This is a genomic window from Vibrio sp. Vb1337 (assembly GCF_033338715.1).
In the GTDB taxonomy this organism is placed as follows: domain Bacteria; phylum Pseudomonadota; class Gammaproteobacteria; order Enterobacterales; family Vibrionaceae; genus Vibrio; species Vibrio alginolyticus.
Genome location: NZ_JAWOTD010000004.1, coordinates 12,466 through 38,444, shown reverse-complemented (window position 1 = coordinate 38,444; position 25,979 = coordinate 12,466). Strand labels below are relative to the sequence as shown.

Below are 25,979 nucleotides of genomic sequence, written 5' to 3'. Positions count from 1 at the left end.
CAAAAGAAAAGGGAGCAATAGCTCCCTTTAGTATGAATATAAATGAGTATTTATATTATGGTTATAGTGTTTGACGTTTTTTGTTTCGACTCACTAACATGTAAAAAACAGGTGTGAGTAGTAATCCAAATACCGTTACGCCTACCATACCCGAGAATACGGCAATACCCATTGCTTGTCGCATTTCCGCTCCGGCCCCTGTACCAATCATTAATGGAATAACACCAGCGGTAAATGCAATTGATGTCATTAGAATCGGTCGAAGACGTAAACGACATGCTTCCAAAATCGCTGATAAGGTATCTTGGCCATTGTCTTTAAGTTCTTTAGCGAACTCCACCATCAAGATGGCATTTTTACACGCTAGAGCCACAAGGACAATCAAAGCAATTTGTGTGAATATATTGTTGTCACCACCAATGAACCAAACACCTGCTAGTGCAGAAAAAATGGTCATAGGAACGATCAAAATGATAGCGAATGGCAGTTTTAAACTCTCGTACTGCGAAGCTAGCACCATGAAAACTAACAAAACAACAAGTGGGAATATATACACCATCGTGTTACCAGCCAAAATCTGCTGGTAGGTTACATCAGTCCATTCATAAACCATTCCCTCTGCTAGGTTTTGATCCAGTACTTCCTCAATAGCCGTTTGGGCTTGGTCAGAACTGTAACCAAAAGCAGGACTGCCGTTTAGTTCTGCACTAGGGTAGCCGTTATAGTGCATCACGCGGTCAGGCCCAATCGTAGGTATGATCTCCAGTACAGCGCCGAGAGGAACCATTTGTCCGGCAGCATTTCTTACTTTGTAGTTAAGTATTTGGTCAGGTTCGAGACGATAGTTCATGTCTGCCTGGGCATTCACTTTGTATGTTCTACCAAACATATTGAAGTCATTGACGTACAACGATCCTAAATAAACTTGAAGCGCATCAAAAACCTGCTCTAGAGGAACACCTTGCAGCATCGCTTGTTCACGATCTATTTGGATGTCCATCTGCGGCACTTGTATACGAAATGTGGAATATAATCCCATCAGCTCGGGTCTTGTTGATGCCTCACTTATTACCAAGTTCAATTGCTTGAAGAGCTCATCAAACCCCTTGTTCGCACGGTCTTCGATTTGAAGCTTAAAGCCGCCAGTAGATCCAAGTCCTTGGATTGGTGGTGGTGGAAAAATCGCAACGAAGGCTTCATCAATAATTGAAAAGCTCTTATTTAAAGATGCAACAATCGCATTTGCGCCGAGAGTTGGATCATTTCGTTTATCGAAGTCCTCAAGCGTAACAAAAACGATGCCACTATTCGGACTGTTAGTAAAACCATTGACCGATAAGCCTGGGAAAGAAATCGTTTGTGCTACGCCAGGTGTTGCCAGCGCGAGGTTTTCCATTTCTTTAATAACGGACTCTGTTCTATCTAAACTTGCTGCATCTGGAAGTTGGGCGATCGCAACTAAATACTGCTTATCTTGTTGAGGAATGAATCCACCAGGAACCGCTTTGAATAGAGAAACCGTTCCCCCGAGTAACGCAATGTATACCACCACAACAACAAGGCTAAAACGAATCAGCTTTTTGACCAGAGCTTGATATTGGTTCGAGCTATACTCAAAAATTCTATTGAATGGCGCAAAAACATACTTACCAAAAACCGCATCCAAGAGTTTGGTTAGCCGATCGGGTTTTGCGTTCTTATCTTGTAATAGCAGTGCTGATAAAGCAGGCGATAACGTCAACGAGTTAATTGCTGAAATAATCGTCGAGATCGTAATTGTTAGTGCGAACTGCTTATAAAACTGACCGGATAACCCTGTAATAAAGGTTGTCGGGATAAACACCGCACATAACACTAATGCAATTGCAATAATTGGCCCGGTAACTTCGGTCATTGCTTGTTTCGTTGCTTCTAGTGGTGCAAGACCATTATGGATGTTCCGTTCCACGTTTTCGACGACGACAATGGCGTCATCGACGACGATGCCTATGGCGAGAACAAGTCCAAACAACGAAAGTGTGTTAATCGATACTCCGAGCATTTGCATTACAGCGAACGTACCGATTAATGAAACAGGCACCGCAATGATAGGGATGATAGACGCGCGCCATGTTTGCAAAAACAGAATAACTACGATAACAACAAGTACAATTGCCTCTAGCAGAGTATGAACCACCGCGTCTATCGAACCACGAACAAAGACGGTCGGGTCGTAGGCTATTTCATATGAAACTCCAGCTGGAAAGGCTGCTTGTAAACGGTCCATGGTTGAGCGAACCTGATTAGATAACTCAATAGCATTAGCACCAGGACGTTGGAATACGGGCATCGCCACCGCTGGTTTACCATTTAACAAGGCGCGCAGTGCATAAGAGTTTTGACCTAGCTCTACGCGTGCAACGTCTTTAAGACGTGTCAAAGCCCCTGTTTCGTCAACTTTTACTACAATGTCGTTGAATTCATCAATATTCTCCAAGCGGCCCTTTACGTTCAACAAAATTTGGAATTGGTTTTCATTAGCGGCTGGTTGCGCACCTAATGAGCCTGCTGCCACCTGTTGGTTTTGAGATCGGACGGCTGAGACAACGTCCATTACGGTTAGATTTCTAGAAGCGAGCTCATCTGGATTTAACCACAAGCGCATTGAGTACTCGTCACCACCGAAAAGGCGCACATCACCAACGCCTCCGAGCCGAGCTATCTCATCTTTCAAGTTTAAATTAGCGTAGTTAGCTAGATAACTGACTTCACGGCTAGAATCTGGAGAATATATATGCACAACCATAGTGAGATCAGGAGAGGCTTTTTCGGCAACAACTCCTAACCGTTGGACGGCTTCTGGTAATCGGGGCAAAGCTGTAGTGACGCGGTTTTGAATTTGAACCTGAGCTTTGTCCAAGTCCGTACCCAAAGCAAAGGTTACGGTCAATGTCATTCTACCGTCACTGGTTGCCTGCGAAAACATATATAACATGTTTTCTGTACCATTAATTTCTTGCTCCAGAGGCGTAGCAACTGTTTCTGCGATTACTTTTGGGTTCGCACCAGGATAGTTTGCTGTAACTACTACTGTAGGAGGGACAACCTCTGGATATTCACTCACAGGCAACTGCAAAAGTGAAATTGCGCCTACTATTAATATCAATAGCGATAACATAGAGGCAAATATGGGTCTTTGAATAAAAAAGTGTGCAAATTTCATTCGGTTGTCTTCTTAGTCTTGAGCTAAACGTTTGTTTGGCAACGATGTTGAGTTTGAAGCCATAATCAATGAAGTATTGCTAATATCTAGCGTGACATTTTTTGGTTTGACTTTGCTATTTGGGCCAACTTTTGCTGGGCCATTTACCGCAATAATTGAGTCGGCGTTCAAGCCATTCTCGATAGCACGAAATGTTCCGTAACGTTCGCCTAAGGTTACGATGCTGTATTGCAACGTATTCTCTTCATTGAGTGTTAATACAAAGCGGTTTTCTAGATCTGTGCCAATAGAACGCTCTGGAACGAGAACTCGTTCAACTGGTTTGGTTGTTGATATCTGAACTCGGCCAAACGATCCCACTTTTAAGTTTGATTTTGTTGCATCGAATACCGCTCGAACCTGCAAAGTACCGGTGTTGTCGTTGATGGAGTTGTCGACAAAGTCAACGCGTCCAAAAAACACCTGCCCATTTTGTCCAGATAGTTCAAGACGAGTAGGTAAGTTAGAGTCGGCATTGATTGTCGAGAAGTAACGGTTCCAAGTTCGCTCATCGACATCAAAGTATGCATATACCTGATCGTTAGAGACAATGTTTGATATAACGCTTTGATTTGCGTTTACATTGTTTCCTTTAGTAATGAATGCTCTTGAAATAGTGCCGCTAATAGGGGCATATATCTTCGTAAACTCAAGATCTAACTTTGCGGATTCTAACTGAGCACGCAAGGCCATTAGTTCTGCAGAGCGTTGCTTTACTGCGGTATCTCGGGCCTCTGCTTGTTCCGCTGAGATGGCTTTTCGCTTAACCAGTTGAGCGGCTCTCTTTTGTTCGTTTGCTGCTTGCTCTAGCGCAGCTCGAGCACTCTTAACTTGCGCTTCAAGTCGTGAGACCTGAGCTTTGAAGGTTCGATCATCAAGAGTGACGAGTAAGTCGCCTTTGTTGACACTCTGTCCGTCTTTGAACTCTACCGTTTCAATAACTCCGGAAACGCGTGGCATTAAAGAAACTTTCTCTGGTGCTTGAAGCCTTGTTGTAAAGGTGAACCACGATTGAACGGGCTCATAGATGACTTTGGAGACGTCTATCGTAGGTAAGGGAGTATTAGGTTGTTTGGTTATCTCTTCGTCTGCACAAGCAGCTAAAACGGATAAAAGGCCAATGCCGAAAACTTTCTTTAACATTTGTCGCGCCCTAAATGATTCTGTTCATACTAAAAGGAACGGCATTGTATTCATTGTACCTATGGGTAAATAGGCCCTCAGCGAACATAGAGTAGTGATAAAAATGCACGATTAAATATTGGTCAAAATGCTCACTTTTTGGTTTGAAAAAGGTCAGTTTAGGGTTTTAAAGACGTGGAGTATTGTTAAATGTAATAAGCCATAATAGATAGGAATAACTAAACAGAAGCTAAAGATAGCGACGAAAATTAAAGCTTTTTTAATTCGTGCATTATTTGCAATTCACTGATGCAATTTGAACCATAAAAAATTGAAATTAATTTTGTAAAATCCATTTCCCATCACATAAAGAATAAAAACTAAATAAGGAATTGTGCAGTGGATCTCGCAAGCCAACTTGAATTACTACTGGATGTCTCTGAATACGGAACTTTTGCTAAGGCTGCTGACAGAAATCATATAGATCGTTCAGCTTTGTCAAAACAGATCAAAAAGCTAGAGGATGAATTGGGCTTACGGCTGTTAAACCGTTCCACGCGTTCGCTATCCCTGACCAATGCTGGTGTTGAGATGGTGGCGCAAGCTAAGAAAGTAAGAGAGGTTCTAACTGAAACTCGTAGTATTGCTGCTACATTTCAGGATGAACCGAAAGGTAATCTGAAAATATCAAGCTCCACTTTCTTTGGCAGAGCATACTTAAATCAGGCAGTTAAAGAGTTTATAAAACAGTACCCAAACATTACTGTAGAGCTGCTGCTCGATGATAATCGAGTCGATGTTATCCACGAAGGTTTTGATGTTGTGTTTCGTATCGGACCAATCCGAGAGTCCAACATGATAGTACGTAAGTTGGCAAGCAATAATATGGCACTGGTTGCATCGAAGAGTTTTATTGACAAGTATGGAACCCCGAGCTCTCCAGAAGAGCTTATAAAAATGCCAGCAGTAATATACTCTAATGCTAACTTTAAGGCGGATAAGCTACGTATAGCGCCAAGCCAGTCATCAAGCGACGTTAGAACGTATAATATCAACGGGCAGTACTTCGTGAATGAAACTGAGTTAATGCTCGATGCCGTAAAATCTGATCTAGGGTATGCTTTAATAGGGCAGTTCTTTCTTCAGGAGAGTTTGAGTAAACAAGATCTTGTCCAGTTGCTTCCTGATTATAATCTTCCCGCAATAGGGGAAATATATGCAATGTATACTCACCGAAATCAACAACCATTAGCCAAACTATTCATTGATACTGTTCAAAAAATAATAGGGACGCCTCCTGTTTGGATGGATTATCTCAACTAATATGAGTACTAGGACATAATGTTTTAGATTGAGGGCTTGTTTATATTTATCCATAGAATATGGTTGAATTTGCACTTTAAAAATAATTGCCACTGTTCATAATTTCACTCGATTCAAACAACACAAGTAGTGGTAATTAAATGAAAATGACAAGAACGTCGATCGCAATCGCAGCACTTTTCTCTGCAAGTGCTGCAAATTCAGCCGTAGTTTATGAAGATCAAGAATCAGTGTTAAATATTCATGGCCGAGCGCAAGGGATGTATTATTTCTCTGATGATAAAAATGCTGACGGAGATAATAGCTACATTCGTGTAGGACTTTCAGGTGAGTCTAAAATAAATGAAGATCTTTATGCCTTCGGCTTATATGAGTTGGAATTTAAGTCTAATCGCAGAGATGCTGATGGGATTGAAGATGATGAATTTGATATCCGAAAAGGCTATGTAGGAGTTGGTGCAGATTACGGAACAGTAAGTTATGGACGTCAATACGGTGCGGTCACTTTAGTATCTGATTACACGGATATTTTCCCGGAGTTTGGTAATGAAGCTGCTGGCGTAAGTGCGGATCTATATGGTACCGGTCGCTCCGATTCAGTATTTAAGCTAACGACAAGCTATGAAGGTTTGAATATTCATGTTAGCTATCAGGCTGAAAACGATGAAGTGTCAACAGATGCAGCCTCTTATGGTGCGGCGGCGGACTACAAGTTGCCATATGGCTTCAAAGTTGCGCTTGGTTACAACGAAGGTGAAGGGCAATCGGGTGCAGAAGATGCAGAGCTGCTAACGGGTGCTATTGCATTTGAATACGACAAGTTTTATGCCTCTGTTTTATACAGTGATGGTGAAAACTGGGCTAAAGATGGTTCTGAAAGTAATATTGATTACACCGGTATTGAAGCAGTTGCCACTTATGAAGTAACAGATAAGCTTTGGGCACTAGTTGGCTATAACAATCTAGAGCGTGATGATGAAGATGTCGTCGATTACTACTCACTAGGTGCAGAGTACGATTTGACTTCTAATTTTAAAGCACTAGCAGAATACAGAATTACAGATGTAGACAATGAAGACGATATTCTTGCAATAGCTGCGAGATATTCATTCTAAAAAATTAATAAATATAAAAAGCCTGAAACTATTTCAGGCTTTTTATTTATCGGTGTAATTTTATAAGTGCTGATTTTCATCCATATATAATGGATTATATTGATCGTTACTTGTTAAAGTGTTTTGGATATAATTGTTTTGTTAGCTAGTCCACTGCTAGTTTTCATTTTCATATTTTTTGAATGATGATTTTTTTCTTTGGCAACAAGAAGTATCTTGTTGCCTTTTTTTTACGTCTTATGGTTAATTAAAACAAAAAGAGTTTTTTTATATATTGCTATAAACGAGAAAAATATAACGAAAATTGTCAATCTTAGGTTGAGTTAATCTTCATAAAAAAGTGAACTCAATTTCAAGGGTCTTTTTCATTTAAGTGATGTGGAATCCATATGGCGAACCAAGTGAATGATAAAGCGCCAAACGACGAAATGTATCTCAATGAAGATTGGAAAAATTATTTTTATGTAAACGATAGAGGTAGGGATTGATACTGTTTATGTAAGGAGAGAGCGATTTATGAAAAGCAGTCGTTTCAATATGATTAGACACCTTTACTTTCTTAAAATAGGAAGGGCTCTAAGAAAGTAAAGGTGCAGATGATTTTTAGTTTTTACCGCCGTCACTTGTTCTGAAGTGATAATCGAAGTTTATGATTGCACGATATTTAACTTCATCACGGTTAAGTGCGTATTCTTCAACTCTCACCTTACTATCATCGATTGCAATATCACGAGGGAAACCGCTTCCAATGATGTTTAGACGATTTCTAAGTTCATGTTTTGATAGCGTTTGGTATTCATCGACAAGATCAAACGCAGAGCTATAAGCGGCATCTTTTGTCGTAAAGTCATTGAGAACAACTTTGTTTGTAGAGTGTTCGACATGAATACCAGCAGTAGCAGATAAACTGAATAATAATAGTGATGAGAGCGTCATTAGTTTTTTCATATAGTCACCTTTTTATTTGTATTACAAAGTCAAGATGTCCAACGAATCCTTGTTAATATCTCTCGACAAAGGTGATAGTGCCACTATAGAAATGTGCTGTACATCACATTTGTGACCATTGACTATGGAAGAATTGTCAACAATAAAACTCAAGCACTTTTGACATTACGGTCAATGTGAAAAAGCGAATATCTGTATGGTTTCGTTAATAATTAAACCACTCTCGGAAACGCTGACTATTCAGTCAAAGCGTATGTTTCTTGTCGTTATAGTGACCTGCCTACAGCTCAATCACTTAATGCATGCAATTCAATTGCAATGCCTTGGTATAGATTTTCATTCAGATCTTCCGTCTTAGTGACGATTCTACAAACTCTAGTGATTAAAAAGTCATTATTTGTGGTTTTTTATTCTATTGTCGTGTATAAAAAAACTTTACAACAAATGATAAAGGAATATCCATGAAAAAGTTATTGTGTTTTGCTGCACTGGGGTTAGCTGTTTCGACGACGGTTAATGCAGACCCAATTTTAGACGACATCAAAAGTACAGGGGAGCTAAAAGTCTGTTTTGATTCTGGGTATATGCCTTTTGAAATGACAGCAAAAAATGGGCAGTACATCGGGTTTGATATCGATTTGGGTAAGCAAATGGCGCGTGCCATGGATGTTAAGTTTGTGCCGGTAAACACTTCATGGGATGGCATTATCCCAACATTGTTGACTGGTAAGTGTCACATGATTATGGGCGGGATGACTATCACACCTATGCGAAATACTCAGGTGAATTTCGCTGATCCCTATGTGGTTATTGGTCAATCCATTCTCGTAGATCTCAAACATGAAGGTAAAGTGTCTAGTTACCGTGATCTCAATAGTCCAGAATATGTTGTTGCAACTAAGCTTGGGACAACGGGTGAGCAAGCGGTAAAACGATACCTTCCGAAAGCTAAGATAAATCTATACGAAACTCAGTCTGAAGCGGTACTTGAGGTTGCCAACGGAAAGGTAGATGCGTTTGTTTATGACTTTCCTTACAACTCTATTTATGTGGCGGAAAACAAAGGGCAGTTAATGCACTTGGCTAAACCGTTTACTTACGAGCCTTTGGGTTGGGCTGTGCCGCAAGGAAATCCAGATACGCTTAACTTCTTAAACAACTATTTACGTCAAATTAAGGGCGATGGAACTTACGATCGCATTTACGATAAGTGGTTTAACGACGATAAATGGTTAAAGCAAGTTAAGTAATCATTTTGTTATTGTAGAGGAGCGGCTAGCTTCTGGCTCGGCTCATCGCCAACCAAACGGTTCGCGCTGTGAAGCTAACGCTTTTCTTTATTCAAATACCCAACCAACTTTAATCAAAGTCATTCTCGGAATCACATGCAAAATAACTTTAAATCCCTATTGTGGAACGCTGTTTTTGTTCTTGTTTTGCTATCAATTTGCGGTCTTGTCTATCTGTCAGGTAAGCGAATCGATTACAGCTGGAATTGGGAGCGTGTCCTTCCTTATATTGCCACTAACGCTGCTTCATCCATTACCGCGCCTGTCGATGGGAACATCATTCTCGACGAGAATAACCAACTGGCTCTGGAGAGTATTCATGGTGATATTGTTCTTGAACTAAGCCAATATAAGTCTGTGGACGTCTATGAAGGTGATCTTATTTTTGAAGGAGATACCTTAGCAACTATAAAAGAGTGGCGCTCTGGCCCAATTTTAGATGGTGTTGTGACGACCATTAAAATCTCACTCTGGTCACTTATCATTGCTCTAGCGTTGGGCTTAGTTGTTGGACTAATGCGCATATCCAGCAATCCGGCATTAAAAAAGCTGGCGCTTGTGTATGTCGAGGTCATTCGTGGAACGCCTCTTTTAGTACAGATTTTTATCGTTTACTTCTTTATTGGTACTGTGCTTGACCTTGAGCGTTTTACTGCGGGAGTGATAGCGCTCTCCGTGTTTACCGCCGCTTACGTCGCAGAAATTGTGCGGTCAGGAATCCAGTCAATCCCAAGAGGACAAATGGAAGCGGCGCGTTCACTAGGAATGAATTATCCCAAAGCGATGATTTATGTCATTTTACCTCAAGCGTTTAAGCAGACATTACCTCCCTTAGCCGGGCAGTTTATCAACCTGATAAAAGATTCCTCACTCGTCTCCGTGATCTCGATTACTGATCTGACAAAAGCGGGCAGGGAAGTCGTAAGTGGTAGTTTTGCCCCATTTGAAGTTTGGTTTACCGTTGCGGCCCTTTATTTGCTTCTAACTAGTACCTTATCTTGGGCAATACAAACGTTAGAAAAGAAATTGGCAGCAAGTGATTAATGGTGGAGTCATTAATGGAATACATTATTTCAGCAAAAACAATTAATAAAATTTACCCTAATGGCTGCCATGCGCTCAAGGACGTATCGGTAAATGTAGAAAAAGGGGAAGTGATTGTCATCGTAGGACCGTCAGGTTCTGGTAAGTCAACATTCTTACGGACGATTAATCAATTAGAGACAATAAATAGTGGGTCTATAATCGTAGATGGTATCGATATGTACCACAAATCTACGGATATCAATAAACTACGCGCTGATGTGGGCATGGTATTTCAAGGCTTCAACCTTTTTCCACATAAAACGGCGATAGAGAATGTCATGTTGGCACCTTTAAAGGTTTCTAAACGTGACCCTGAATCGGTGAAGAAAGAAGCAAAAGATTTGCTTTATAAAGTCGGTCTGTCGGAGAGAATGGATAATTATCCTAATCATTTATCAGGTGGGCAGCAGCAGCGCGTCGCAATCGCTCGTGCGTTAGCAATGAAGCCCAACATTATGTTGTTTGATGAACCCACATCAGCACTAGATCCTGAAATGGTTGGAGAAGTTCTTGATGTGATGAAAGATTTGGCCAAGGACGGAATGACGATGGTCGTGGTTACTCATGAAATGGGTTTCGCAAAAGAGGTCGCTGATAGGGTGTTGTTTATGGAAGATGGTGAGCTTTTGGTTTCTGACTCTCCTGAGCGATTTTTTGATAACCCCACCAACCCTAGATTGCAGAAGTTTTTATCTAAAGTCTTATAATAAAAAGAAAATTTGATTGAGGGCGAGTCCCTCAATCACTTCATGCACTATTGTGGCTCGTAACGCTTGCCTCGCCGAGAGACATAGATAATGGGCTTTTACTCGAAGTTAATGGCGATAACATTAGCTTGGTCCGAATGAAAGGTCTGGTAAATACTAGAGTGTTTAATCAGCCATTAAGTCTTTGTTCACTTTAAACATAACAATTTCATTTTGAATTGATAAAAATTGTGTTTGAATAGAGCTTATGGATGTTTGGCGGTATGGATGTCTAAATGAAGAAAGTAACAATTTTAGATGGTGGCATGGGGCGAGAGTTGAAACGTATTGGCGCCCCTTTTTCTCAGCCGCTTTGGAGTGCACAAGCGCTAATTGAATCACCACAATATGTAAAAATGGCACATGAGAATTTCATAGACGCTGGCGCAGAGATTATCACTGTCAACAGTTATGCATGTGTTCCATTTCACTTAGGCGAGGAACTCTATGCAAAACGGGGGACTGAGTTAGCAAAATCTGCAGCCAAAATTGCCAGAGATGTAGTCACCAGCTCTAACGATAGAGTGCTCGTTGCGGGTTCTCTTCCTCCTGTAATGGGGTCTTACAGGCCTGAATTATTCGAGCCGAAAAGGGCACTGGAAGTGGCTTCTGAGTTATTTGAAGCTCAAGATCAATATGTTGATATTTGGTTAGCTGAGACCGTGTCTAGCCTCGCTGAAGTTGAAGTTCTATCAATAATTTTAGCCAAAACAGATAAGCCCAATTATCTTGCTTTCACCTTAATGGATGAGCCTAACTCTTTGCCTCGCCTTCGCTCAGGGGAATCTCTTAAAGTCGCGGTTAATACGCTGTTGAAAACAAATGTTTCAGGTATCTTTTTCAATTGCTCTATTCCTGAAGTTGTCGAGCAAGCGATCATAGATACACAAGCAGTATTGAGTGAGTCAGGTAGAGAATTGACGATAGGTGTTTTCGCAAATAGCTTTGCTCCGATAAAGCAAGCGCACCAAGCCAACGAGACCATTCAGGAAGTTCGTCATTTCTCTCCGACTGAATATCTTGAGTATGCTAAAAAGTGGCATGTGCAGGGAGCGAGCATTATCGGTGGTTGCTGTGGGATTGAACCACGTCATATTAAATTGCTAGCGACTTGGAGAGACACTCTCGAAAACGCCTAATTTTGGTGAAGTGCAGGGAAGCATGACAAGAGATTTTGTTTTTCATTCATCGTTATAGATAAAATAAAAGTCTTTCGTATCTGGCAAAGTAACAAGATGCTTTAACTTGCTCATTACTTTGCCAGTGTGCCTCGAGATTTTTATTAATTATTTTTGGTTCAGATTAACGACAATCTTTCCAACTGTTCTCTGATTTCGCATGTCCAAGAGTGCGTTACCTACATCCTCTAAGCCGATGATCTTCAGTTTCGGTACTTCCAATTCTCCATTTTCTAATAGCTCAGACACTTCCTTTCCGGCATTAACGATACTTGCAAACCCTCTCTCGCCAAAGACATGACCAGAGCCCAAACTTATTTGGTGGAAGCCCAAGCCTTTTAAGAAGGCATCTGGATATTGAGAAGGGTCGACAGTCTTGACGAGCTCCACCATTTCTCCCTCAAAGGTTAACACCGAGGCTGCAATTCGGTCGTTATCACCGCCTACACAATCGAGTGCAACCTCAACGCCATGATTTCCGGTAATGTCCATTACTCGTTGAAATACATCTTCATGATGATAATCAATCGTATGGGTTGCTCCTAACGAGGACAAATATGCGTGATTAGCTTCTGAACTAGTAGCAATGATCTGTTCAACACCAAATGTCTTTGCTAACTGAATAGCAAAGCTTCCAACGCCGCCAGCACCTCCGGCGATAAAAATGCTGCTTCGATTTGAAATATCGAGCTTGTCTACCAAAGCGCGATATGCGGTCCAGGCTGCGCAAGGTGTAGATGCTGCTACTTCAACCGGAACCTGAGGGTGCTTTATAAGCGTTCTTGAATCATGGATAGCAAATTCAGCGAATCCTCCGTGATGGCGTCTCATGTTTCCGTGATACAACACTTTATCGCCAACCTTCCAATCAACGACCGCATCGCCTACAGAGACTATTTCTCCTGATACGTCTAACCCGCCAACAAAATTGTTATCCATGTTAGTGACCATGTCTGACCAATAATGAATTTTTGCATCGACAGGATTCAAACCAACAGCGTTAACTTTAACCAATACATCAAATTGGGTTTCTAGTTTTGGTGTAGGTAATTCGGATAAAGAGAAAGTATCGTTATCTCGTTGGTAAGTTATCGCTCTCATAGGTTTTCCTTATTATTAAGAATGGTCGAAAGTCATACTAACTCAGAGGGTGCTGCTGCAATAATTATGGTTTTTTCTTATTTTGATAATTTTAGGTTATGTTTGATAAAAAGGATTCGAGATGCTCTGAAATTATCATAGACAACCAGTCTGCATAGCTAACGACATGTAACTTTATGATAAGTAATGACTAGTTTTATTATTCCATTTTTATGGAAATATTCTGTTGATTTTTTGTTTTGTGATTCTATACTTCCAGAAGTATCGAAATAAAGGCTTATCTATCAGGTAAGCTTGTTAGCGAAAAATGACGAGGAGAGTAAATGTGAATACAGAAATTATAACTATGGCTAAAGAAGCGCTGGATATGTTTGCGTTTCTAGCAACCGAACTTATCATCTTATTTCTGGCAATTAGCTACATTGTCGGTGTGTTGCAAGATTTTCTAACGCCAGAAAAAATTCAATCTATTCTCAGCTCGAAAAAGGGTAAAGGTTACTTCATTGCTGCGTTGCTAGGTTCGATTACGCCTTTCTGTTCGTGTTCGACCATTCCTTTCTTAAAAGGCTTGTTGCGTGCAAGAGCTGGTTTTGGACCTATGATGGTGTTCCTATTTGCAAGCCCGTTGCTTAACCCAGTGATTATTGGTTTGTTTGTGGTGACTTTTGGTTGGAAAGTTGCGGTATTTTACTTTGCTATCGCGATGTCAGTATCAGTGGTAGCAGGCTATGTACTTGAAAAACTAGGGTTTGAACGTTACGTCAAACCAGAAGCATATCAAGCGGTAGGTTCTTCTTCGTGCGGTACTTCTTGTGGCGATTCAAGCAAGAAAAAAGAAGAAGCGAGACCAGCATCAAGCTGTGATACCAGCGCCTGCAATGAACCTACGCCAGTTGCGGCGAAAACATCTTGTTGTGGTGATGCACCAAAACCTGAACCTAAAGTGGAAGTGTCTTGCTGTTCATCTGGCGGTAGTGCAACAGCGACAGTCGTGGAAGAGAAAGAGCCTAGCCGCTGGGTACGTATTTGGCAATCAACTTGGAAAGACTTTAAGCAAGTGTTCCCTTATCTCATGATGGGCATTGCGATTGGTTCATTTATCTATGGCTTCATCCCGACGGAGTTCATTGTGGAGTTCGCTGGTGAAGCGAAGTGGTACGCGATTCCGGTCGCAGCAATCATTGGTATTCCATTGTACATCCGTGCAGAGGCGGTCATTCCACTTAGCGCGGCACTAGTACAAAAAGGTATGGCTCTTGGATCTGTTATGGCGCTTATTATTGGTAGTGCTGGCGCAAGTCTTACAGAAGTGATTTTGTTGAAATCAATTTTTAAGAACCAAATGATCGCTGCCTTCCTAATCGTTATCTTAACGATGGCCATGGGAGCGGGTTACTTATATACCTGGGCTTTTCTATAAAAATAACCCTCGGGCGACTGCTCGAGGGCTCTGTTTTTGTCGCCATATAGGGAAAGGGAAGTTTCCTATACCGCGCAGGCTATAAAAAATAGCGAGGTTACTCGTAAATACTATAGGAGAAATATTTGCTGGCGATGGTTTTATGCTTACCGCTCTGGATCAATTTTTGTATTCCGCTATCGAGTAATGCTTTTAATTCTTTGTCTTGTTTTCTCACTGCTACGCCAATGCCACGGCCGAACCACTTTTCCTCTGTAAACGCTGGTCCAGTAAAGTGATAGCCTTCACCTTGTGCAGTTTCAAGAAAACCAGCACTTAAACCGATTGAGCCGCCAAATACAGCATCTAACCGTCCATTGAGTAGATCGGTAAATGCCTCATCGAACGTACCATAACGACGAATATCAATATCTGGATACAAGGCAGAAAGGTACTTATCACCAATTGTGGCTCTTTGAACTCCAATAGATAAACGATTTAGGCTGCCGTCCTCCATGTTGATTTCTCTATCATTTTTCATTACAAAACGAGTCGGTACTTTTGCATAAGGGACGGTGAAATCGACTTTCTTTTCTCGTTCTTCTGTGATTGTCATTGCAGCAATAATCGCATCGTTCTTGCGACTAAGAAGAGAAGGGATGATGCCATCCCAATCCATTTTTGAGATAACGCACTTTACTTCTAACTCTTTGCATAACGCGTTAGCGAGGTCGACTTCAAACCCTTCTAGCTTTCCCTCTTTTGTCGTCCAGCTAAATGGAGGGTAAGCCCCTTCAACAGTGAAGCGAATTTGTTTCCACTCTTTCGCATGGCTGAAAACTGAAAATAAGCTAATAAACAATACGACTATCCATTTCATAAACGTTTCCTTGTAACTGTTTGGAAACCAATGTTTAACACAAAGTAAGTAAATATCAATGAAAGTGCATATATGTGTGACTTTTCGCCCGCATTGTGTGAGCGAAAGGTTTTACGTGTATTACAGCTTATCTTCAATAGTTACGAGGGGAACTCTCGTTGAGACAGCGTGAAGTGCAATGTTGTGAATCATTTCATCGACCGTGGTACAGCTATCCATTAAGATCGAAACATCATACTTGTCCGCAGATTTTGAGATAGCAGTATGTGTCACGCAGTTTTGTGTCATCATTCCGCATACAAGTAACTCCGTTACATTTTTGCTTGCCAATACTTCTTCTAAACGTGTTCCTTCAAAGCTATCTGCGAAGTGCTTTACCACGATTTCGGAATTCGGCGCTAAAGCAAGAACTTCTGGGTGAATATTGGCACCGTCGCTGCCTTCATTGAAGAATGGGGCAATACCCATGGCAGGGTCGGCAATATGCTGAATATGAATCACAGGAATGTTTTGCTCATTGGCTTTAGTTATTGCTCTCTTAACATTGTCTAAAGTCGATTCTGTATTCCATAAAGGAAACTTTCCTTCTGGGAAATAGTCGTTTTGCAAATCAATTACAAGTAGGGCTTTTTGAGTCATTTTCTTTTCCTTTTATTGAGGATCATTACGGTACGAATAATATAAAGACTTTTAGCTACCTTCTTTAGAGTCTAAAATGACACAAAAGAGTCAAAAAGCGACACTTGAAGATAAATGAAAATAGCACTCGTTAATTACCCAGATAGCTCGCAAGCCTCCGTATATGGTTTAAGCGAACTCTTCGAGATGGCAAACCGTGCGGCGGCTAAATTGGGCGTTGATGTACACTTTGAAGTAGAGATATTGGATCACTGGTCAAACACGCACTTCGATGTGAAAACAGCGGTAATGATTCCGCCTAGCGGCACTGGTCAATATTACTTAGAACCAGAGCCAGAGCTACTCGACTGGTTAAAAGTCCAATATAGTAAAGGTGCGATTTTAGCCTCCGCCTGCGCTGGTACTTTTATTCTTGCTCAAACCCAGTTGTTGACCAATAAGTCTTGTACGACACACTGGGGCTTGGCTCCTTCATTAGCGAGTCAGTTTCCCGATATCCACGTAAGACAAGAAGCCATCCTTATTAACGAAGGAACGATCATTACGGCTGGGGGTATGATGTCATGGGTGGATTTAGGTTTGGAGTTGGTTTCCTTATTTGCGTCACCGGCAGTAATGCGCCTGTTAGGAAAAATGTTGGTTATTGATACTGGTCCGAGAGAGCAACGCTTTTATCAACAGTTTACTCCAAACTTCCAACATGGTGATGAGGTAATTGTTCAAATACAGCACTATATAAACGATCATTATCAAGGAAAACTGAGCAATAAAGAGCTTGCAGAGTTGAGTTGTTTAACAGAAAGGACATTGCAGCGACGCTTTAAAAAGGCGACAGGTTTCAATGTTAACCAATACATACAAAGCTTAAGAGTACAAAAAGCTTGTGATTTACTTGAGTCGACAACCCTAACATTTGACGCAATATCATTTAGAGTGGGTTACCAAGATGTGAGCGCGTTCAGGAAAATATTTAATAGGATCGTAGGTTTAACACCGAAGTCGTTCAGATCTCGGTTCTGTTCATGAACGCCAGAAGTAAGATAATGTTGGTATTAAACATTTATAACTCAGAAGCAAACACACATATTTTTACAAGCTGGCTTAGCGTGATGAAAAGGGATAACAAGCTAAGCCAACCGTAGCGTTCTCCTAATTACTGAACATTTTGTAGAGCGCTTAAAGTATTCTAAAATTACAACGACTTATATAGGCCGCTGTTAATCGAAAAGCTATGTGATTTCCAAAACCAGTTTCCCAGTATGTTGTTTGCGTGAAAATACTTCTTGCGCTTGACCTATCTGGTTTAAGGGAAATGACTCCGCGACTAAGGGACGAATTGCGTTCTGTTCGATATAGCGAACCAAGTTACCGAATACTTCTGGTGCCAAAACGGTACAGCCAAATAACGCTAGGTCTTTAAGGTAAAGAGTTCTTACATCCAGCTCGACAATTGGGCCGCCTATGGCGCCGGAAACAGCGTATCTTGATCCTGGCTTTAGTACCTGAAGAAATTGTGGCCACTGCTCTCCTGCGACCAAATCAATCACTACGTCAACGCTGTTTTCTCCGAGAGTCGCCGTTAAATTTGCATCGCGAGGGATAACTTGGTTTGCTCCTAATGCCGTGATCTGTTCTTTCTTTTCTGGGCTGGCGATAGCAATGACGTATGCTCCACGCGCCTTCGCCAGTTGGATTGCGGCAGAGCCAACACCACCGGATGCCCCTGAAATCAGTACGGTATCGCTCGCTGTGACATTAGAGCGGACAAGCATGTTCTCGGCAGTTGAATAAGAACAAGGGAAGGAGGCCAAATCGATATCCGATAAACTACTATTCACAGCAAATGCATGTTTACTGTCAACAACAGTGAACTGAGCAAAGCCACCATCACATTCTGAACCGAAGTACCAAGGCGAGCTAAGTGCTTGACTGTTGAAGCGCGTAATACATGGTTCGATGAGCACACGCTGACCGATTCGTGATGGGCAGATATTCTCACCAACAGCGACGATGGTACCGCATACATCGGCACCTTGGATTCGAGGGAGAGATAGCGCGTCTCCTGACCAACTTGCATCCATGCTATTGGCGTCGTTTTTAGAATACCATGCTGTTCGGGTATTGATGTCGGTGTTATTGACTCCGGCGGCGGCAACTTGGATCAATACATCATCAGGCGAGGGGACTGGCACAGGTATATCATCGCGGTAACGAAGCATATCTGGCCCACCATGACCGATAAGTTGGACGCCTTTCATGACTTTCGGGATTGTGGTCATTGATTGTTCTCCTTCATTAGTTCTAGCAGAGTGTGTTCAGCGGATGCAAAGGCAGCGTGACCGAGAACCGGCCATGCGTTGGATAGACCTTCATGTAACAAGAAGAGTGTGGTTGCGAGGTCTTCTCGCTGACTTAGTTGGACCATAAGCTGACGAACCGCCAATTTGTGTTGTTTTACTGCTTGATTAATAGATAGATTTTCTGGATAGGCTGCTAATGCATTGATGGACATGCAGCCATTCGGTGCAAACTCCTTCATCCAATCCTCGAGGCGAGTGAATAGGTGTAATACAGCCGGTGTTCCATTGGCAGGGGCGTCTTCGAGCAAAAAACTCAAATACCTTTGATGGCGATGCTCGAGAGCTGCAACAATCATCGCTTCCTTGGAGGGGTAGTATTTGTACAGGGTTCTCAGGCTGACTTCGCAGGCGTTTTTGAGTTGGGGTACGCTAGGCTCGGCGAAGCCATACTGACTGAATGCTTTTTCTAGGCTTGCTGCGATTTTTTCTTTCACTATTTGATACACCAGGTAGAACGTTTGTTTTACCTAAGGGTAGAATAAACTTTCTACCTCAGTCAATGGTGTATTTAAACTCTGTATGAAAGCCCGACGTAATGCCGGGCTAATTTAAGTGATTTTTATAGATTCGGAACGTGAATCAGTGTGCCGTTGCGTGCTGCTCTCCACGCTTGTCTAGCATTCCGCTGAAACGGGTTAGTAGTAGAGCACCTAATACTACGATCGCGCCAATCCAAGGTGTGTGCATCAGCCCAGCATTGGCCACGATAAGGCCACCGCCCCAAGAACCCAGTGCAATACCTACGTTAAATGCAGCAATGTTGAGACCAGAAGCGACGTCGACTGCATCAGGTGAATATTTCTCTGCTAGTTTGACAACATAAACTTGAAGTCCTGGAACGTTACCAAAGGCAAAGGCACCCCAGACAAGAATGGTCACTACTGCAGAAGTTGGATTAAATGCTGTGACACTAAACACGAGCAATACCACAATTAGGCCCGAGAAAATCGCTGTCAGAGCTTTGATTGGCCCCATAGAGTCGGCCATCTTTCCGCCCCAGATGTTGCCGAATGCGACTGATACACCATAAACCAACATAATTAGGCTGATAGCGCTAGAGCCAAACCCCGAAACTTCTTCCAAAATAGGAGCCAAGTAAGTGAAGGCTGTGAACGTACCACCGTAACCGAGTGCGGTGATTGCGTACACCAAAAGTAGACGAGGTTGAGTTAAGACTTTTACTTGCGATGACAGCTTGGTTGCTGGTGGTTGTTTCAGATTACTCGGCACTAGCAGAGCGCTTCCTATCAGTGCGATGATTCCAAGGATCGCGACGATTAGGAAGGTTGCCTGCCAACCAAATGTCTGGCCAATCCAGGTGCCAAGTGGCACGCCCGTCACTAGAGCTACGGTGAGACCGGTAAACATAATAGCAATTGCGCTAGCGGCTTTTTCTTTTGACACTAGGCCAGTGGCGATAGTCGAGCCGATCGAAAAGAACACACCGTGTGCAAGCCCGGTCAGTATCCTTGCTGTAACTAGTGTGTTGTATCCAGGTGCTTGCCAGGCTAACAGATTGCCAAGAACAAACAGTGCCATAACAGAAAGCAGAACGTACTTTCTTTTCCAGTTACCAGTCAGCGCTGTTAAAACGGGAGCACCAACCGCGACACCAAGTGCGTACAGGCTAACTAAAAGACCCGCTGAAGGTAATGATACGTTGAGGTCGGAGGCCATAGTCGGTATCAGACCGACAATTACAAACTCCGTGGTTCCAATAGCAAAGGCGCTCAGCGTCAATGCAAGTAAAGCTAAAGGCATAACAACTCTCTCTTATAATCATTGAATATGAATGGATAAACGAATAGCCCGTCTCCATGTCGTGTATTATTAAAGAGTTATTCGTTGCGAAAAATGGTGTTTATTACAAAATACTTTTGTTATAAGTGAAGGAAATGCGCAGTTAGGAAAGGGGATGAAATGTTAACCCGATCAGATGAATTAGAGATTCTTATGGCAGTTGTGGATAGTGGTGGATTTTCTTCCGCTGCTGATGCACTAGGTATTCAAGTCGCTAGGGTATCTCGTGCGGTTAGTAAAGTTGAATCACAGTTGGGGGTAACCTTGCTGAATCGCACGACACGCAGAGTGGAAGTTACTGAGGAAGGGCATCAGTTTGTTGAAGCGGTTCGCTTAGGTTTACTACAAATACAGCAAGCTGAAGAAGAGATCATCACACGAGGTGAATTACCCAAGGGGCGCTTAAGAGTTGATGCCGCTAGCCCATTTGTTTTACATCAACTCGTGCCGTTAATTCAGCCATTTAAAGAGGCTTATCCTGATATTCAACTCGATCTTACCTCTAATGAGGGTTTTGTGGATCTATTGGAAAAAAGAACCGATGTGGCGATACGTATTGGACGATTATCGGATTCAACACTGCATGCTAAACCTTTAGGAACAAGCCCACTATTTATCGTTGCCACGCCTGGTTATTTATCTAAACGAGGTTTCCCTGAAGCGGTGAGCGATTTGCGCAGTCATAACTTGATCGGTTTTTCTGGCGCTAAAGTGTTAAATCAGTGGCCATTACGAGGGTTTGAGATGATCGAGCCTGATACCCTATCCAGCAGTGGTGAAACGGTTAGACAGTTAGTGCTGGCAGGGAACGGCATTGCATGTTTATCTGGCTTTATGGTGAAAGATGATCTTGATTCTGGACGGTTAGTGGCATTGTTTGAATCGGAAAAAATCACAAATACTGGACGAGAACAGGTCAATGCTGTCTTCTACAAATCTTCTTCAGTCTCTAAACGTATTTCCGCGTTCATCGACTTTATTCAACCAAGACTTACTTTAAAATAACTCTATTATTGTTGTTTTAACAAAAGAGTTTTGTCGTTATTGCAGTTTTTGTTTTTCCAAGTGCCAAGCCTAGCGTGCCACCCCTTAGTAAGGTGGCACATATTTTTATTTGATCTTAGTTAAAGCGTGGCAACACGTACTGAGCGATCTGTTCCATTGATTTCTCAATTGGTTGGCTATTACGACGGAAATGCAACCCGATGTGATTGACTCCTGCTTCTTGCATTTTTTCTAGCTCATCGCTCAAGCCATTGACTCCGGCCCGGATACCAAAATGATGCCGAACGACTGGTGCATTTGGGTTATCGACTAAATCAAGATGAATAAAGCTGGCGTAGGGTTTGTTTCCCGCTACGGAGCGCCAAAGTGCAACGCGGTGTTCATGATCATCAGGTGTGCCTGGGTAGGCGAGCCAGCCGTCTAGGTTTTCTCCTATCCATTGTGGACTTTGCTGCGCTAACCCTGCGACATAGATAGGAATATCAGCAAACTCGGGTAATAACTGTAGATCGTTACCCAGCTTATCATTTTGCGTATCTTTCAAAATCTCTACACTTTCTCGAAAAGCTGAGCCACGGCTGTCAAAGTTGGCGTTAAAAACGGGATATTCACTAGGACGGTCTCCACTAGCCACACCGAGTATCAGGCGGTCACCACTTAACTCGTTGATGGTCGCAGCGGCTTTTTTCACTAGCCAAGGTTGTCTTAACGGTAATACTATCGCTGCTGTCCCTAGTAGAATGTTGTCGGTGCACGCAGAGAGATAGCCAAGATAACTGAACGGTTCATAAATTTGTGCCGCGTCTCCAAAGTTAGGGTCGTACAACGGGACATCTCTCACCCACGCTACGTTAAAGCCTAACTTATCGGCTAACATAATACGCTGTTTATGTGCACTCATGTCTGGTACGCCGAACGGTTTTCGTTGGAGCAGCCGTTTTTTCTGGCCTTCTTGGGTCCAGTCATTATCTAGGGGGAGCTCAACACCGATGGTGAATCTGTTACTTAAATCTTTATGCATTATGAAGCCTGACTATTACTTTGAGTACTAGGAGGCAAGGTGCCTCCCTGATATTCAGGACACTATGAGATTTTTGTTGTGAGAAAAAGCGGCTAAAAGACAAAAGTGTTTTGCCACAAACAGCGGTGGTCTTTAAAGGAACTGGTGGTTCTCTACCTTGATTTCTTGCTTGATGAAGTCAATAAAAGAGCTGATCCGGCGTGAGGTACTGGCATTTTTGTAATACACCGCATTAACTGGCTGTTCGACATTATGCGTGTGTTCACTAAGTACGCCCACTAAGCGACCAGCTTGTCGGTCAGAGTAGGTCATAAAGTCAGACAGGCAAGCTATCCCCGCACCATGTAAGGCTAAACATCTTAGCGTCTCGCCATTATCAGATCTTAGGCTACTCATAATACGCAGAAGTTTGTTCTTATCATCCATGATCGGCCATTCCTTAAGATACTCCGGCTTGTTGAATCCAAGTAGCTTATGATTGAGTAACTGATCTATTGAGGTTGGAGTACCATGTTGTCTTAAATACTCTGGACTCGCGACGATTCGAATCCGACTTTTACCAAGAAATATCGCGCGCATGGTTGAGTTTTGTAGCTCACCGATACGAAAAGCAATATCGGTTTTTGTTCCCAAAAGGCTAATATTTTCCTCATTGGAATTGAGATCGATTTCGACTTCTGGATACAAGCTCTGATATTTAGCAATGTGCGGCGTTAGTACGTGCAGTAAGAAGGGGGTAGCTGCGTTTATTCGTAGGAGGCCAGAAGGCTTATATTTCTGGCTTTTCAGTTGTGCTTCGGCATTCTCTACTGCTTCTACAATATGTCTGACTTTATCGAGGTATATCGTTCCTTCATTAGTAACATCTAACTTACGGGTTGTGCGATTTAACAAGGTCGTTTCGAGTTTGGCTTCTAGCCGAGATACCGATCGACTCACCGCCGAGACGGTCATCGATAACAGTTCAGCCGCAGAGCTGATTGAACCCGTATCGACCACGGCCATAAAGGTGCGCATTTCATCTAGAGTAGCTTTCATTGTTGAATATATTTCAAATTAGATTTGAGTATTGTTAACTTTACGGAAAGTTTCTTGCGGCGTAAAGTTTTGCTTTGAATCAACTATAAAATCGATAATTCAGGAGATTTAGATGAAAGTACCATCATTTGGCGTCGGCACGTTTCGTTTAGAGGGTGAAGTAGTTAAGGATTCAGTCCGTAATGCGTTAGAAGTGGGTTACCGCGTAATTGATACTGCACAGATTTACGGTAATGAGGCAGAAATCGGTGAAGTATTTACACAGTCCGGTATTGCACGTGATGAGCTATTCATTACGACCAAGATCTGGGTTGATAACATGAACACGGAACAACTCATTCCAAGTCTAAAAGAGAGCTTAGAAAAGCTAAATACAGATTATGTGGATTTGACCTTGATCCACTGGCCTGGCAATAACAATAACTTGAACGAATACATGGCTTCATTACTTGAAGCTAAATCGCAAGGGTTAACCCGTAATATTGGCGTATCCAACTTTAATATTGACTTGTTGCAACAAGCGATAGAAGTGGTCGGTAAAGAGAATATTGTTACTAACCAAATCGAGCTTAGCCCTTATTTGCAAAATCGTAAGTTGGTCAGCTTCATGCAGGAAAACGATATTCAGGTAACGTCTTACATGACCTTGGCATATGGGAAAGTACTTGGGGACCCAACTATTGCAGGTATTGCTGAGGACTATCAGGCCACGCCCGCTCAAGTCGCGCTTGCTTGGGCTTTGTCAAAAGGTTACGCGGTGATCCCGTCTTCAACTAAACGAGAGAATTTGGCAAGTAACCTGAAAGCACTTGAACTTAATCTGAGTGAAGAGGCGATTGCAAAGATAGATGCGTTGGAAAGAAATGGCCGCGAAGTAAACCCTGAAGGGCTAGCGCCTGAATGGGATGATTGAGTGAGTTTCACAGGAAATCATTGCCTAAATGACGCCTCTGCAATCGCTGACTTCCTCAGCGTTTGACAGTAGTACAACACCATAGACGATAAGGGCTCGCTTGTCTGACGATAGTGCGAGCTTTTATCTTTTTGGCCTATTAGTTTACTGTATTCTCCCGGCCCTCAATTTGGCCGGGAGACGTCATTTAGAGATCAATTACCATTCGATTGTAGAGCCATCAAATACGCGGAAGCTTCCGGATTGCTCAAGTGTTAGCTGTTCTGCGACCGAAACAATGCCTGCAACACTTTCCTCGGCAGAAAAGGTTGCGTCCTCACCGCCCATATCGGTTTTTACCCAGCCGGGATGAACTGCGACAGTTTTTACTCCTCGCGATTCGAGATTGCGTGCTGCTGATACTAGAACCTGATTAAGCGCTGCTTTAGATGCTCGATAACTGTACATGTTACCTGAACTGTTATCGCTTAAACTCGCAACTCGGGTTGAGATTCCCACGATGGTTTTGTGCTGACTTTTCGCAACGTTGTCTTGTAGGGCTTGAATTAGCAGGGCAGGTGCGACGGTATTTATGTTTAGTACTTCTAGCCATTTTTTCTGGGTCATTTCGCCAAGCTTTGCACACTCTTCGCCTAATACACCTGCATTAAGAATTAAATGATCGAGCGGACGATCCGCTAATTGAGTGGCTAACTGATCGATATCTTGTTGGTTAGTGACGTCTAGAGCCATCAGTTGAAGTTGATTAGATTGGGTTACTAGTTCATTGAGCTGCTTAGCATTTTCTGGTGAACGACAAGTTGCGATAACTTGCCAACCTTTTCCAAGGTAGTGGCGGACAAATTGCAAGCCTAAGCCACGGTTAGCGCCAGTGATTAATACAGTAGACATCGCTTCTCCTACGTTGTTGAGTTGAACAACGACTATATTAGAGGCGACGTATAAGCATGTAATCAAAACAGTACAAAAATGGCCTAAGATTCGACATTGTCAAACCTTAAAGTTTGAGAAAGATGCTGGCAAAGTGTTTTAGCCTAGTGACCGTCAGTTCGGAGGCAGCACCGCTGACACCTGCAACAGCAACGACCTTACCATCCAAATAAAGGGGGATCGCTAAGCAATTGAGGTTTGGCTCTGCCTCTTCTAAATCGAGTGCGTAACCTGATAATACAACCTGATTAAGTTCAGTTTCTAACGTGGGGGATATTTGGCTTTCAAGGCGCAATGTTCGGCGAAGCTCATCATCAAAACTAAGAAAAACCTTGCCGATCGCAGATGTTGTGAGTCCTTCTCGTTTCCCTCTCGGGCTACGGATAGTAAGAGGGTTATCCTGCTCTATAGCATCGATATACAAGTACTCTTTAGCGCCACTTTGTACAGCGAGGTAAGCAGTGTTGTTAGTCATTTGGGCCATTTTTTTCAGCAATGGAACAAAATGTTGTCGGATAGCTTCGTTTTTTTGTTCAATCGGCTTAGACAGTTCATAGCATCTAAACCCTAGGCTGTAGCTATGGTTGTGTTTGGATACATATCCAAGAGAGTGTAGAGTCGCAAGTAACCCGTGAACAGTCGTCTTATTTAACTGGATCGCATTACTGATCGTCTGTAATGATAGGGGAGACTCACTCATCGAGAGCAACTCGAGGATTAGAAAACCTCGCTCTAGAGACTGAATGTTTTTTCTTGCCTTGGGCACAAAGACTCCTTGATGATGGTGTTGCATCTGAATGGCTTACTGATGCTTCGACCTATAACAAACCACTACGCTGGTGGTT

23 protein-coding genes are annotated in these 25,979 nt (G+C 42.5%); 10 read left to right on the top strand and 13 right to left on the bottom strand.

Going from position 1 to position 25,979, the window contains the following annotated elements; all coding sequences use genetic code 11:
* Positions 1-61: 61 nt before the first annotated feature.
* A complete protein-coding gene (locus R7E42_RS05590; RefSeq protein ID WP_258659799.1) occupies positions 62-3,202 on the bottom strand; it encodes an efflux RND transporter permease subunit in 3,141 nt (1,046 codons plus the stop codon).
* Positions 3,203-3,214: 12 nt separating this feature from the next.
* Positions 3,215-4,384: an efflux RND transporter periplasmic adaptor subunit gene (locus R7E42_RS05585; protein ID WP_238844314.1), complete on the bottom strand. Its 1,170-nt coding sequence runs from the start codon at positions 4,382-4,384 to the stop codon at positions 3,215-3,217.
* Positions 4,385-4,762: 378 nt separating this feature from the next.
* Here R7E42_RS05585 and R7E42_RS05580 point away from each other — a divergent pair, with 378 nt between their 5' ends.
* Both R7E42_RS05580 and R7E42_RS05575 read left to right on the top strand, forming a co-directional pair.
* Positions 4,763-5,686, top strand: coding sequence for a LysR family transcriptional regulator (locus tag R7E42_RS05580; protein WP_005377321.1), 924 nt, complete (start codon positions 4,763-4,765; stop codon positions 5,684-5,686).
* A 140-nt stretch (positions 5,687-5,826) separates the two neighbouring features.
* The gene (locus R7E42_RS05575) at positions 5,827-6,801 is read left to right on the top strand and encodes a porin (protein WP_005377322.1); all 975 of its coding nucleotides are present in this window, start codon (positions 5,827-5,829) and stop codon (positions 6,799-6,801) included.
* A gap of 603 nt (positions 6,802-7,404) precedes the next feature.
* On the opposite strand, the gene R7E42_RS05570 is transcribed toward R7E42_RS05575, so the two are convergent.
* Positions 7,405-7,749, bottom strand: coding sequence for a DUF3316 domain-containing protein (locus tag R7E42_RS05570; protein ID WP_005377323.1), 345 nt, complete (start codon positions 7,747-7,749; stop codon positions 7,405-7,407).
* 461 nt (positions 7,750-8,210) lie between these two features.
* On the opposite strand from R7E42_RS05570, the gene R7E42_RS05565 reads away from it, so the two are divergent.
* The 4 genes from R7E42_RS05565 (at position 8,211) to R7E42_RS05550 (ending at position 12,009) form a co-directional block, all read left to right on the top strand.
* The gene (locus R7E42_RS05565; protein WP_005377324.1) at positions 8,211-8,999 is read left to right on the top strand and encodes a transporter substrate-binding domain-containing protein; all 789 of its coding nucleotides are present in this window, start codon (positions 8,211-8,213) and stop codon (positions 8,997-8,999) included.
* A 135-nt stretch (positions 9,000-9,134) separates the two neighbouring features.
* Positions 9,135-10,082 carry an amino acid ABC transporter permease gene (locus tag R7E42_RS05560; RefSeq protein WP_005377325.1) on the top strand — a complete coding sequence of 316 codons (948 nt, stop codon included), beginning with the start codon at positions 9,135-9,137 and terminating at the stop codon, positions 10,080-10,082.
* Between the two features lie 14 nt (positions 10,083-10,096).
* A complete protein-coding gene (locus R7E42_RS05555) occupies positions 10,097-10,831 on the top strand; it encodes an amino acid ABC transporter ATP-binding protein (protein WP_170893395.1) in 735 nt (244 codons plus the stop codon).
* Between the two features lie 275 nt (positions 10,832-11,106).
* Positions 11,107-12,009, top strand: a complete 903-nt coding sequence (locus R7E42_RS05550; protein ID WP_213901681.1) for a homocysteine S-methyltransferase family protein — start codon at positions 11,107-11,109, stop codon at positions 12,007-12,009.
* A gap of 147 nt (positions 12,010-12,156) precedes the next feature.
* Here the strand turns inward: R7E42_RS05550 and R7E42_RS05545 are convergent, their stop codons facing one another.
* Positions 12,157-13,149 carry a zinc-binding dehydrogenase gene (locus R7E42_RS05545; protein WP_318072418.1) on the bottom strand — a complete coding sequence of 331 codons (993 nt, stop codon included), beginning with the start codon at positions 13,147-13,149 and terminating at the stop codon, positions 12,157-12,159.
* Between the two features lie 346 nt (positions 13,150-13,495).
* Here R7E42_RS05545 and R7E42_RS05540 point away from each other — a divergent pair, with 346 nt between their 5' ends.
* On the top strand, positions 13,496-14,569 hold the full coding sequence (locus R7E42_RS05540; RefSeq protein WP_411978974.1) for a permease: 1,074 nt from the start codon (positions 13,496-13,498) through the stop codon (positions 14,567-14,569).
* Positions 14,570-14,666: 97 nt separating this feature from the next.
* Here the strand turns inward: R7E42_RS05540 and R7E42_RS05535 are convergent, their stop codons facing one another.
* Both R7E42_RS05535 and R7E42_RS05530 read right to left on the bottom strand, forming a co-directional pair.
* Positions 14,667-15,428, bottom strand: a complete 762-nt coding sequence (locus R7E42_RS05535) for a transporter substrate-binding domain-containing protein (RefSeq protein ID WP_017635959.1) — start codon at positions 15,426-15,428, stop codon at positions 14,667-14,669.
* A 120-nt stretch (positions 15,429-15,548) separates the two neighbouring features.
* On the bottom strand, positions 15,549-16,067 hold the full coding sequence (locus R7E42_RS05530; protein WP_005377333.1) for a cysteine hydrolase family protein: 519 nt from the start codon (positions 16,065-16,067) through the stop codon (positions 15,549-15,551).
* 114 nt (positions 16,068-16,181) lie between these two features.
* Here R7E42_RS05530 and R7E42_RS05525 point away from each other — a divergent pair, with 114 nt between their 5' ends.
* A complete protein-coding gene (locus tag R7E42_RS05525) occupies positions 16,182-17,093 on the top strand; it encodes a GlxA family transcriptional regulator (RefSeq protein ID WP_225455481.1) in 912 nt (303 codons plus the stop codon).
* Positions 17,094-17,296: 203 nt separating this feature from the next.
* Here R7E42_RS05525 and R7E42_RS05520 read toward each other — a convergent pair whose 3' ends face one another.
* The 3 genes from R7E42_RS05520 to R7E42_RS05510 form a co-directional block, all read right to left on the bottom strand.
* The gene (locus tag R7E42_RS05520; RefSeq protein WP_054575007.1) at positions 17,297-18,346 is read right to left on the bottom strand and encodes an alcohol dehydrogenase family protein; all 1,050 of its coding nucleotides are present in this window, start codon (positions 18,344-18,346) and stop codon (positions 17,297-17,299) included.
* Positions 18,343-18,864 carry a TetR/AcrR family transcriptional regulator gene (locus R7E42_RS05515; protein WP_031777252.1) on the bottom strand — a complete coding sequence of 174 codons (522 nt, stop codon included), beginning with the start codon at positions 18,862-18,864 and terminating at the stop codon, positions 18,343-18,345. Before R7E42_RS05515 ends, R7E42_RS05520 begins: the two co-directional genes overlap by 4 nt.
* A 142-nt stretch (positions 18,865-19,006) precedes the next feature.
* The gene (locus R7E42_RS05510) at positions 19,007-20,188 is read right to left on the bottom strand and encodes an MFS transporter (RefSeq protein WP_005377337.1); all 1,182 of its coding nucleotides are present in this window, start codon (positions 20,186-20,188) and stop codon (positions 19,007-19,009) included.
* A 159-nt stretch (positions 20,189-20,347) separates the two neighbouring features.
* Here R7E42_RS05510 and R7E42_RS05505 point away from each other — a divergent pair, with 159 nt between their 5' ends.
* Entirely contained in the window at positions 20,348-21,232 is an 885-nt protein-coding gene (locus R7E42_RS05505) for a LysR family transcriptional regulator (RefSeq protein ID WP_033906135.1), read from the top strand.
* Positions 21,233-21,347: 115 nt separating this feature from the next.
* Here the strand turns inward: R7E42_RS05505 and R7E42_RS05500 are convergent, their stop codons facing one another.
* The gene (locus R7E42_RS05500; protein WP_064353954.1) at positions 21,348-22,253 is read right to left on the bottom strand and encodes a TIGR03571 family LLM class oxidoreductase; all 906 of its coding nucleotides are present in this window, start codon (positions 22,251-22,253) and stop codon (positions 21,348-21,350) included.
* A 132-nt stretch (positions 22,254-22,385) separates the two neighbouring features.
* Positions 22,386-23,291, bottom strand: a complete 906-nt coding sequence (locus R7E42_RS05495; RefSeq protein ID WP_318072416.1) for a LysR family transcriptional regulator — start codon at positions 23,289-23,291, stop codon at positions 22,386-22,388.
* Positions 23,292-23,403: 112 nt separating this feature from the next.
* On the opposite strand from R7E42_RS05495, the gene dkgB reads away from it, so the two are divergent.
* Positions 23,404-24,204 (top strand): 2,5-didehydrogluconate reductase DkgB, encoded by an 801-nt coding sequence (gene dkgB, locus R7E42_RS05490; RefSeq protein ID WP_318072415.1) that lies wholly within the window; start codon positions 23,404-23,406, stop codon positions 24,202-24,204.
* 198 nt (positions 24,205-24,402) lie between these two features.
* On the opposite strand, the gene R7E42_RS05485 is transcribed toward dkgB, so the two are convergent.
* Positions 24,403-25,095: an SDR family oxidoreductase gene (locus R7E42_RS05485; protein ID WP_054730597.1), complete on the bottom strand. Its 693-nt coding sequence runs from the start codon at positions 25,093-25,095 to the stop codon at positions 24,403-24,405.
* Between the two features lie 106 nt (positions 25,096-25,201).
* A complete protein-coding gene (locus R7E42_RS05480; RefSeq protein WP_017635969.1) occupies positions 25,202-25,900 on the bottom strand; it encodes an IclR family transcriptional regulator in 699 nt (232 codons plus the stop codon).
* Positions 25,901-25,979 lie beyond the last annotated feature (79 nt).